We start from the raw sequence: 9,435 nt of genomic DNA on the forward strand, positions 1-9,435 counted from the left end.
ACGGCACGGCACGGCACCTTCACCACTCCCACGAACGGCACCGACATCCCGAGGGGGCGCTCAGCGCATGGCCACGCCTGAGAGTGCGGTACAGGACTACGACGTCGTCATCAGCGGAGCCGGCCTCGCCGGCAGCGCCGCGGCGATCCTGCTCGCTCGACGCGGTGCCCGCGTCGCCCTGCTGGAACGCCGCTCGGACCCCGAGGCGTACAAGGTGCTGTGCACCCACTCCCTCACGGCCTGCGCGTACCCGGTGCTGGACGAACTCGGCCTGATCCCCGCTCTCGAGAAGGCGGGAGCCGTCCGTAACGCGGCCCGCTGGCACACCCGCTGGGGCTGGATCGAGCCGAGGTCCGCACCGGCGGGCCCCGAGCTCCCGTACGGGTACAACATCCGGCGCAGCACCCTCGACCCGTTGATCAGGTCCCACGCGGCGCAGACCCCTGGCGTCGATCTGCTCCTCGGCCATCAGGTGACCGGACTGGTCCGGGACGCCGGGCGAACCGTCGGGGTGCGCGCGTCGTCCCCGCAGGGCGAGCGCGAGATCAGGGCCCGTCTGGTGGTCGGCGCCGACGGCAAGGACTCGGCCGTGGCGAAGCTCGCCGAGGTGCCGGCTCGACGGTACGAGAACGGCCGGTTCGGCTATCTCGCGCACTTCCGCGACCTTCCGCTGCCCGGCGGGGTCAGTCATGCCTGGTTCCTGGAGCCCGACATGGCGTACGCGTTCCCGAACGACGACGGGGTGACGGTCCTCGCGGTGCTCCCGGACAAGAAGCGGCTGCCGGCCTTCAGGGAAGACCTGGAGGGCAGCTTCGCCGCCTTCGTACGCGCCCTCCCGGAGGCGCCGCCCATCGACGCCGCCGAGCGGATCACGAAGATCACCGGCATGGTCGACTACCCGCTCCACACCCGCAAGCCGACCGCACCGGGCATCGCGCTCATCGGCGACGCCGCCCTGACCGGCGATCCCCTGTGGGGAGTGGGCTGCGGGTGGGCTCTGCAGTCCGCGCACTGGTTGACGGAGGCGACCGCGGCGGCGGCGACGGGCCGGGGCGACCTCGACAGGTCACTCGCGCTCTACGCCCGCAGGCACCGCCGCCGCCTGACCGGCCACCAGTTGCTGGCCGTCGACTTCGCCAGGTCCCGCCCGTTCAACCCCGTGGAACGCCTGATGTTCTCGGCGGCGACGCTCGACGCATCACTGGCCCGTCACATGCACCTCTTCGGCTCCCGCCTGATCGGCCCCCTGCGCTTCCTGAACCCCCTGGCACTGGCCAAGGCCTCGGTGGTCAACATCAAGCACCTCAGGGCGACCGCGCCACCCACGCGAAGCTGATCAGTGACCCGCTTCGGCTGGAGTACTAGCAGCACGTCGGCATTGAGGTGGGCGTGCAGGTCTTCGGGAGTCTGCGCCTCGCGGATCACCCGCTCGTGCATCAGCCGTACGTCGGCGTGGCCGGCCAGGTCGTAGGGCCCCGCGGTACGCGTACCTGCGATGGCAGCGCTCCAGGGGGCCGGTCGAGGCCGGGCGCGTGGCACGCCTCCGCGTTCCAGGCATCGGACCCGGCCGCGCCTGGGGACCCGGGCCTGAGGCGGGCCCCGGTACGGCAGCAGGGCCCGGATCGCGCGTCGCGGTCCGGGCCCTGCCCCGTGCGGTGCCGCCCTGCGGCGGCGGTGCGTCAGCTCTGTGCCGTGTCGTCGCCCGTCTGCCCGGCGCCCTCAGCTGCGCCTGCCTTCTCGCGCATCTTGCGCACCAGCTCCGCCTTCTGGTCGGCTGCACCCTGGCGGTCGAGGTTGCGGTGCGGACCGTTGTTCTGCCGTTCGGCGCGGGACAGCCTCTTGCGCTGGCCGCCGCCCTGGCCCACGGGGTTGTTGATGTTCTTGCTCACGGTCACGGGTTCTCCCGGTAATGATGTGAAGTGATCTACGGATTCGTCGGTGGGGGACGGGCGCGGCGACGTCGAAGGACGTCAGCAGGGGCCCATCACGCTCTCACTCGTAAATCGGCGTCTGGAAGAACATGACAAAGACGTTACCCGGTTCCGTCGGCCCCCCACACCAACCTCTTCGCCGCCCCGGCGTCGGCCGGGCCATCGGCGAGCGCCCGGGGTCAGCCGTTTCCTTCCGGGAATCTCAGCACAGCCAGCACCCGCCGGTGGTCGCCGCCCGCCCGGGGCAGGTCCAGATGTGCGTTACTGGGCTGCCGCGGTCGTCGTCAGTGGTCGCGAGCACACTGACGGCCTGAGAGACATCTCACTTGCGCCCCGCCGTTACGGGACAACCATGACGGCCGATCGCCGCCTCTCCGTCGACTCGTTGTCCTCCGCAGGTGCGCGCTGCCGAGGGCGGTGACCGAGCCGCACAGCCGTTTGGAGCGGGCTTTCGGGGCGGGCCGGGGGATCGGCCCCGTCGGTGGCCCTCTCGTCGTCGGCGTCGGCGATGATGTCGTCGATGTCGCGCGGTACCGGCTCGGCATCGTAGACGGTGCCCAGCGTGGCCATCCGCTTGCGGCCGTTCTTCTCCCCGGCCGACAGCCGTTTGTCCAGCTTGTTGCCGCCTTTGGCGGCGGCTGCCCTCGCGGTGGCCTCGCGCAGCGCGTCCGGCCTCATCACCACGCCCTTGCCGTCGAGGGACAGCACCAGCAGCGTGGAGTTCGTGCACGGGGCCGGGACCAGCGCGTCATAGAAGGAGTCGATGTCGACGGCGGCGCCGATCGCCAGCGCGGCGACCTGCCGGTGACCGACCCCGGCACCGGTCAGGGCGTCGACGCAGCTCGCCACTGAGATCGCGGACCGGATCGGCTCCACGGGCGGTGGCCTTCGACGTCTCAGCTGGCTGTGCCGGTTTCGCGCACGGCGTGGTGCTCGCCTCGGACGCCGTGCGTCCCCGGCGCGGTCGCCGGGGACGAGGCCTACGCGTCCCGCGGCAACCGGCCCACCCGTTGTCCGCTACGGCGCCGGGCGGGTGGCGCCGGGGCGCGTGCGGTAGCGGGACAGGTACTTGGCGTCCACGCGATAGCGCATGCGCAGCGGCCAGCTACCCGCGAGCACGGGCTTCCGGTTGCGTACGAACACCGTCCGGCCGCCGACGTCCGGCATGGAGATCGCCGCCATCCGCGCCGCCTTGCGTGCGTCGAGCGCGGCCGGACGCCCGCCGCTGAGCGACACGACGGCGTTGCGGGCGGCCGTCACCGCTTGGAGACGGGCCATCATCCATGTCTTGGGCAGCTCCAGGCCCAGCCCTTGGACGTCGGCGAAGTCGCCTGCCGAGAAGATGCCGGCGTACTGCGGGACGGCCAGCGTCGCATCGACCTTCAGCATGCCGCGCGCGTCCAGCAGTTCCGCCGGCAGGCCCAGATCCGGCCCGCGCAGCGGGCTGGTGACGCACACGATGTCCGCGCCGATCGCGCCGGAGGCGAGAACCAGCTTGCCGCTCTCGACTCGCTCGACCCGCGCGTGCCGGACCGTTTCGATTCCGAGTGTCCCCGCGGTCGAGACGAGTCGGTCCGCGGCCTGAACCCCGAATTGGCGGTCCATGGCGTCGCCGTCCTCGACCACGACCACCTTGACGGACCCGCGTCCCGCGTCCCGTGCCGCCCGTGCGCTCCAGCCGGCGTACTCGAGGCCGGGGCCGATGCGCTCACCGGTGAGGAGGAACACGACTGTGCCCGTCGTCGGCTCCCGCAGCCGGCGGACGAGTTCGCCGGCGTCACCCCGGTCGCACGGGTAGAGCGCGTGCTCGGCGGCTCCCGGGATGCGGTCGCGGTCAGCCGGCGCTCCGGGGGCGAGGATGAGCCGGTGGTAGGTGACGCGTCGGCCGTCGGTGGACAGCGTGACCTCACCCGCCTTCGGACGCACCTCGTGGACCGAGTCCTGGATGTGCTGGAAGCCGTGGGTGGACGCGATCCCGGAAAGCGGAATGGAGAGGTCGGTCTCAGGGACGGCCGCCGCCGGGAGGTAGACCAGCCAGGGGCGGTAGTGGAGGTCGCGCTCGGGGCTGATGAGAGCGACGCTCGCCTCCGGAGCCCGGCGGCGGACCTCCGCGGCGGCGTCGACGCCCGCCGCGCCCCCTCCGACCACTACGACGTCGAAATCCATCGAAGCGTTCCCCCTCGGTAGCCGTCGTTGACGGAGCGTAGATTCCTTGACACATCACACTACTGCGATCCATAGTACATGACCGCAGTATGTTGCATACCCATAGTTCTTCCTCGGGGGGCCAAGTGAATAACGGGGACTGCGTGTACGGGTGTTGGTCCGGCCGCGCGGCAGATCCACTCATCGTCAGCCGGTCGTCGCGGCAGGCGTTTCATCGCATCGTGATGGAGGTGGGTCGATGTCAGATATCGCTGTGATGGCCTCGTCCCATGTCCACCAGGACGCCGTCACGGTCCTTGTCGAACCGCACACGGTGACCCGGATGGGACTCCAGCGCATGCTGGAGGAGGCCGCTCCCGATCTCCCCGTGGTCGCGGTGGCGAGGGCTCAGGAGGTGCGCGTTGAAGAACTGCCGGCCCATGCCACGGTGTTACTTTCGGTGGGGGCGCTGCCGGGCGGTGCGCACACCCTCGATCCATTGCTCTCCCGGCCGCGCACGCGCCTGGTGCTGCTGGTCGGTGACCTCGACCCCGACGCGCTGCACGCCGCCGCCGGACTGCCGATCGACGCGGTACTGCGGGAGAATGACCTCTCTGTCACCTCCCTCGCCGACCTGCTGGCCGCACTGCGCCGCGGAATGGTCCCCGTCTCGCACGGCGGCATCCGGGAGTTGTTGGCGATGGCGGCCGGCCGCGCGGGCGCGTCGCGCAACCCGGCACGGCCGCCGCTCAGCGCCCGTGAACTCGACACTCTGCACCTTATGTCGACCGGACTGAGTAACCGGCAGATCGCCAAGAGCATGCGGATCACGGAGCACGGCGTGAAGCGTCATGTTGCCAACATCCTGATCAAACTCGGATGCCACAACCGAACCATGGCCGTCGCCTTGGGCATGCGGCTGGAGCTCGTGGATCCCAAGCGAGCCGCGGGCGCATAGCCGTTCCACGTGGTTTCGCTCCGCCCCGCCGAGCGGCGGAGCGAAACCACCGTGCAGCAACCGCTCGGGCCTCAGCCGACAATCGCGCGGCCGTACAGGGCAGCGGTCAACCGCTCACTGAACCCCGCCACATCGTCCAGATGGAAGAAGTGCCCGCCCGCCAGCTCGGTGAGGGAGAACCGGTCCCGCGTCTCCTCCTCCCACGCCCGCATATCCGCTGCCGCCGCCTCGGCGTCGTCCTGGCCTGCGAACGCGTACAGCGGGCAGCCGAGCGAGGCGCCAGAGCGGTACTCGTACGTCTCGAAGACCGCGAAGTCCGCCCGCAGGGTCGGCAGCAACAGGTCACGCATGGCCCGGTTGTGGAACACCTCGTCGGGTATGCCGTTCAACTCAGCAGCGCTCGACCACAGTTCCCTGTCACTCAAAGCGCGGCGCTGCGGCAGTTCAGTGCGCCCGGTCACGCGCGGAGCCTGGCAGCCGGACACGACCAGCGCCTCCGCCCGCAGTCCGAACCGGGCCTCCAGTACGCGAGCCAGCTCGAAAGCCACGTACCCGCCCATACTGTGCCCCCACAGCGCGAATCTTCCAGGCAGTTCGGGAACCAGGCGGGGCATCACGGCCTGAACAACCTGGGACACGGTGGAGAGCGGGGCTTCACCGAGCCGTGACTCCCGACCTGGCAGATGAACCAGCAGCAGTGACACATGCGGGGCGAGCCGCTGGGCGAAGGCGCGGTACACGCCCGGCCCGGCCCCCGCATGGGGAACGCACACGAGGGTGAGCGCCTGGGGCGAGACGTCCACGGCAGTGCGGACGACCCAGGAGGGGGAGGACACAGGGGGCATGGGTTACCCATCTTCCGGAGATACGGAGATACGGAGATACGGAGATACGGAGGTGCGCGTCATCGCACCGACGTCAGGACGTCGAGCTCGCCGTTCTCGTACATGACCCGAGCGGCCCGCCGCTGGCGCTTGCCGGAGGAGGTCTTCGGAAGCGTCCCGGGCTTGATCAGCAGTACTTCGTGCGGTGCATGCTCGGTGGTCTCGCGCAGGGCGTCCATCACCCCGCGTGCCAGTGCGTCCACGCGCGCGCTGTCGCCCTGGCCCTCGGCGAGGACGACCATGCGCTCCTGTCCCGGCAGGGAGAAGGCGACGACATTGCCCGCGCGTACCCCCGGCACCCGCTCGGCCACCATCTCGTAGTCCTCGGGGTAGAGATTGCGTCCGCCCGCGATGACCATGTCCTTGATCCGCCCGCAGATGACCAGCTCACCCGCGTCGAGGAAGCCCAGATCCCCCGTGGCCAGCCAGCCTTCCCGGTGCGTGTCGGCCGAGTCGATGTGCCCGCCGGCAGACCAGTACCCGGGCGTCACGCCGGGGCCCTTGACGAGCACCTCGCCGACAGCGCCCGCGGGCAGCGTCTCTCCCGCCTCGCCGACGAGGCGTATCTCCGTCCCCGGTACCGTCGGCCCACAGCTCACCAGCGGGCGGCCCGGCCGCACTTCGCCGGATCCGAGCCGCTCACCACCGCCCTCGACGACCCGTACCGGGGTGCGGTGATCGCTGCCGGACACCGCGAGCGTCGCCTCGGCGAGGCCGTACATCGGACACATCGCGTGCTCACCGAATCCGTAGCGCCCGAGAACGCCCTGGGTCCGTGCAAGGCCGTCGGCGTCGATCGCCTCGGCGCCGTTGATCGCGATGCGCAGGGTCGACAGGTTGAGCGCCGCGGGCCGGAGTTCCTGGACCTTGGCCGCCAGGCCGTACGCAAAGTTGGGGGCCGCGGTGAACGTTCCTTTGTAGTCGCTGATGGTCCGCAACCAGCAGCTGGGCTGCTGTACGAACGTCTCGGTCGCCATCATGACCACGCTCGCCCCGCCGGCCGCGATCCCCGACAATGAGACGATTCCCATGTCGTGGTAGAGCGGAAGCCAGCTGACGAAGGTGTCGCCGCGGCCGAAACCGGCCCGTTCGCCCGCCGCCGCGATATTGCCGATGAGCTGCGCCTGGGTGACCGGAACAGCACGCGAGGCCGCTGTGGTGCCCGATGTGAACTGCAGCAGGCCGATGCTGTCCGGATCAGGCATGGGAGGCGTCTGGCCGGTACCGTTCGTGCTTTCCCGCAGCACTCGCAGACTCACCGCAGGCACGGGGATCCGTGCCGCGAAGAGAGCGGCGCTCTTCTCGGTGGTCACCAGCAGCATGGGCGCCGCCGCCTTGACCCTGCGCCGCACCTCCTCCACGAACGCTTCGGCGTCCGCTCGGCGCGGGCGCGGCAGCACCACGGGAACCGCGCCGAGACGCCAGATGCCGAACAGCGTGATCAGCAGGTCCTTGGTGGTGGGCGAGAGCAGGCAGACGCGGTCCCCCGGCGCGACCCCGTGCGCGCGCAGCGCCTTGGCCGCCATCTGCGCAAGCTCCGCCAGCTCGCCGTACGGGATGTACCGGGGGCTCAGGTCGTCGTCGAGCACGGCGAGTCCCGCGCCGGCGGGAGCCCTGAGCAGCCCCTCGATGATGGAGAACCCCGTGGCCTCCGTCGCGATGAACGACTGTACATGGGCTCGGTTCACGGGCTTCGACGGCACGGACACCTCCGGGATCGGCTACTGGGTGACCTGAACCTAGGACGCCGGCGGCGGGCGGCGGACGGGCGAACGGTCACCCCGGTGGACCACTTCCGCAGTCCGGACGGGGGTAGCCATGAGGCCATCCTCGAACGATCTGCCCCGACGGGCGATGCCACTTCGGCCTCGCGCGGCGAACGTCGAGCGGCAGTGCCCGATGTCCGCGCGTTCGAGGAGACCCACGTGATCAATCAGCCGGCTCGTGACGGTATGGGAACCGATCTGACCGACCCGGAGTTCGCACAGGCCTTGCTGCGTGAGCCGGACGCGGCCGGCAGACATGCCCTGCTGTCCCAGGCGCTGCTGGGATTCCTGATCCGCAGCGGCACCCTCGACGAGCACTCCGACGCCCAGACCCCCGCCGTGCTCGAATCGCTGATCGCGGTGGAGCTCAACGTCGTGGTCGAGGCACGCCTGGGCGTCGAGCCGGGCCTCTGGACCCTCCGGCACCCGGTCTGCGCGCGCGAGCTGGCCGACAAGATCCTCGAACTGCTGGACGGCGCAGCGCCGACGGAATCCTCGGGCACGGTTCTGGTCCCCGATACCGAAGGACGCTTCGAGCCGTTCGCGCTGACGGATCTGCAGCAGGCGTACTTGCTGGGCCGTGGCGACTTCTTCCCGCTGGGCAACGTACCCGCGGCGTTCTACGCGGAGATCGACGCGGTCTCGCTCGACGTGGAGCGCCTGGAGGCGGCGTGGAACGCGGTGGTGGAGCGGCACGACATGCTGCGCGCGGTCTTCACCGACGACGGCCGGCAGCGGATCCTGGCGACGACCCCCGCGTACCTGTTCGCACGCCATGACCTGGGCTCGTGCGAGCCGCAGGAGCGCGACGACAGGCTGGCAGGGATCCGCGAAGCCGTCGCGGGACGGGTGCGAGCCCCGGAGCAGTGGCCGCTGTTCGAGATCGCCACCACGCGGCTGGAGGGAGATCGCACCAGGATCCATGTGGCGATGGACCTCATGATCGCCGATGCGCCGGGCATCCGGCAGCTCCTGGGCGAGTGGCTGGCCATCGACGCGGGCCGTGAACCCGGCCCGGTCCCAGGGGTTTCGTTCCGGGATTATGTGGGGGCTCTGGAGCGGGTCGAGGAGTCGGTGGGGTTCGTGGCGGCGCGGGAGTACTGGCTGGGGCGGCTGGGGGAGTTGCCGGGGGCGCCGGAGGTGCCGTTGCGGGTGAGTCCTGAGTCGGTGGGGGCCGCGCGGTTCTCGTCGAGGTCGGTGGAGTTGTCGCCCGAGCGGTGGGGGCGGTTGCGGCGGCGGGCTCTGGCGGGTGGTCTGACGCCGTCGATGGTGCTGTGCTGGGCGTACGCGGCTGTGCTGCGGGGCTGGTCGGCGAGTGAGGCGTTCACGTTGAACGTCACGGTCAACGACCGGCTCCCGGTCCATCCCGACATCGACCGCGTCATCGGCGAATACACCTCACAGGTACTGGTGGCCGTCGACCTGGATGCCAAGGCCTCGGTAGGCGCCCAGATCGCCGACCTGCAGGACCAGTTCTGGCGGGACTTCGAGCACCGCGCCTTCAACGGTGTACGCGTGCTGCGCGAACTCGCCCGGCGCGAGGGCGGGACACGGACGACCATGCCGTACGTGTTCGACGCCGTGCTCGGACAGGACCTCACCGAGGCGGAGCTGCCCGAATGGTTCCAGGGAATCCCGTACGTCGCCGCCACCGCGCCCCAGGTCGCCCTTGAGTGCCAGGTGTTTGAGTTGGGTGGGGTGTTGCGGGTGAACTGGGCCGTGGTGGAGGAGCTCTTCCCCGCAGGTCTGAT

At 70.4% G+C, this 9,435-nt stretch carries 8 protein-coding genes; 3 read left to right on the forward strand and 5 right to left on the reverse strand.

Annotation, left to right across the window (positions count from 1 at the left end):
- Positions 1-67: 67 nt before the first annotated feature.
- On the forward strand, positions 68-1,336 hold the full coding sequence (locus Q5762_RS30470) for an NAD(P)/FAD-dependent oxidoreductase (protein WP_315895500.1): 1,269 nt from the start codon (positions 68-70) through the stop codon (positions 1,334-1,336).
- Positions 1,337-1,679: 343 nt separating this feature from the next.
- Here Q5762_RS30470 and Q5762_RS30475 read toward each other — a convergent pair whose 3' ends face one another.
- The 3 genes from Q5762_RS30475 to Q5762_RS30485 all read right to left on the reverse strand — a co-directional run bounded on the left by Q5762_RS30475 (position 1,680) and on the right by Q5762_RS30485 (position 4,097).
- Complete coding sequence (locus Q5762_RS30475) at positions 1,680-1,895, reverse strand: DUF6243 family protein (RefSeq protein ID WP_315895501.1); 216 nt, start codon at positions 1,893-1,895, stop codon at positions 1,680-1,682.
- 375 nt (positions 1,896-2,270) lie between these two features.
- Positions 2,271-2,807, reverse strand: coding sequence for a hypothetical protein (locus Q5762_RS40070; protein ID WP_399495303.1), 537 nt, complete (start codon positions 2,805-2,807; stop codon positions 2,271-2,273).
- Between the two features lie 141 nt (positions 2,808-2,948).
- A complete protein-coding gene (locus Q5762_RS30485; RefSeq protein ID WP_315895502.1) occupies positions 2,949-4,097 on the reverse strand; it encodes an FAD-dependent oxidoreductase in 1,149 nt (382 codons plus the stop codon).
- Between the two features lie 238 nt (positions 4,098-4,335).
- Here Q5762_RS30485 and Q5762_RS30490 point away from each other — a divergent pair, with 238 nt between their 5' ends.
- Positions 4,336-5,034, forward strand: a complete 699-nt coding sequence (locus tag Q5762_RS30490) for a response regulator transcription factor (protein ID WP_315895503.1) — start codon at positions 4,336-4,338, stop codon at positions 5,032-5,034.
- 71 nt (positions 5,035-5,105) lie between these two features.
- Here the strand turns inward: Q5762_RS30490 and Q5762_RS30495 are convergent, their stop codons facing one another.
- Both Q5762_RS30495 and Q5762_RS30500 read right to left on the reverse strand, forming a co-directional pair.
- A complete protein-coding gene (locus Q5762_RS30495; RefSeq protein WP_315895504.1) occupies positions 5,106-5,879 on the reverse strand; it encodes an alpha/beta fold hydrolase in 774 nt (257 codons plus the stop codon).
- 59 nt (positions 5,880-5,938) lie between these two features.
- Positions 5,939-7,606, reverse strand: coding sequence for an AMP-binding protein (locus Q5762_RS30500; protein ID WP_315895505.1), 1,668 nt, complete (start codon positions 7,604-7,606; stop codon positions 5,939-5,941).
- A 237-nt stretch (positions 7,607-7,843) separates the two neighbouring features.
- On the opposite strand from Q5762_RS30500, the gene Q5762_RS30505 reads away from it, so the two are divergent.
- Positions 7,844-9,435, forward strand: a 1,592-nt coding sequence (locus Q5762_RS30505) for a condensation domain-containing protein (RefSeq protein WP_315895506.1), incomplete at its 3' end; no start/stop codon positions are given.

It is taken from the genome of Streptomyces sp. P9(2023), assembly GCF_032436795.1.
Classification (GTDB): Bacteria; Actinomycetota; Actinomycetes; order Streptomycetales; family Streptomycetaceae; genus Streptomyces.

Coding starts and splice junctions, on each gene's coding strand:
- Q5762_RS30495 (WP_315895504.1), bottom strand. CDS start 5,879: ATGCCCCCTGTGTCCTCCCCCTCCTGGGTCGTCCGCACTGCCGTGGAC.
- Q5762_RS30485 (WP_315895502.1), bottom strand. CDS start 4,097: ATGGATTTCGACGTCGTAGTGGTCGGAGGGGGCGCGGCGGGCGTCGAC.
- Q5762_RS30490 (WP_315895503.1), top strand. CDS start 4,336: ATGTCAGATATCGCTGTGATGGCCTCGTCCCATGTCCACCAGGACGCC.
- Q5762_RS30470 (WP_315895500.1), top strand. CDS start 68: ATGGCCACGCCTGAGAGTGCGGTACAGGACTACGACGTCGTCATCAGC.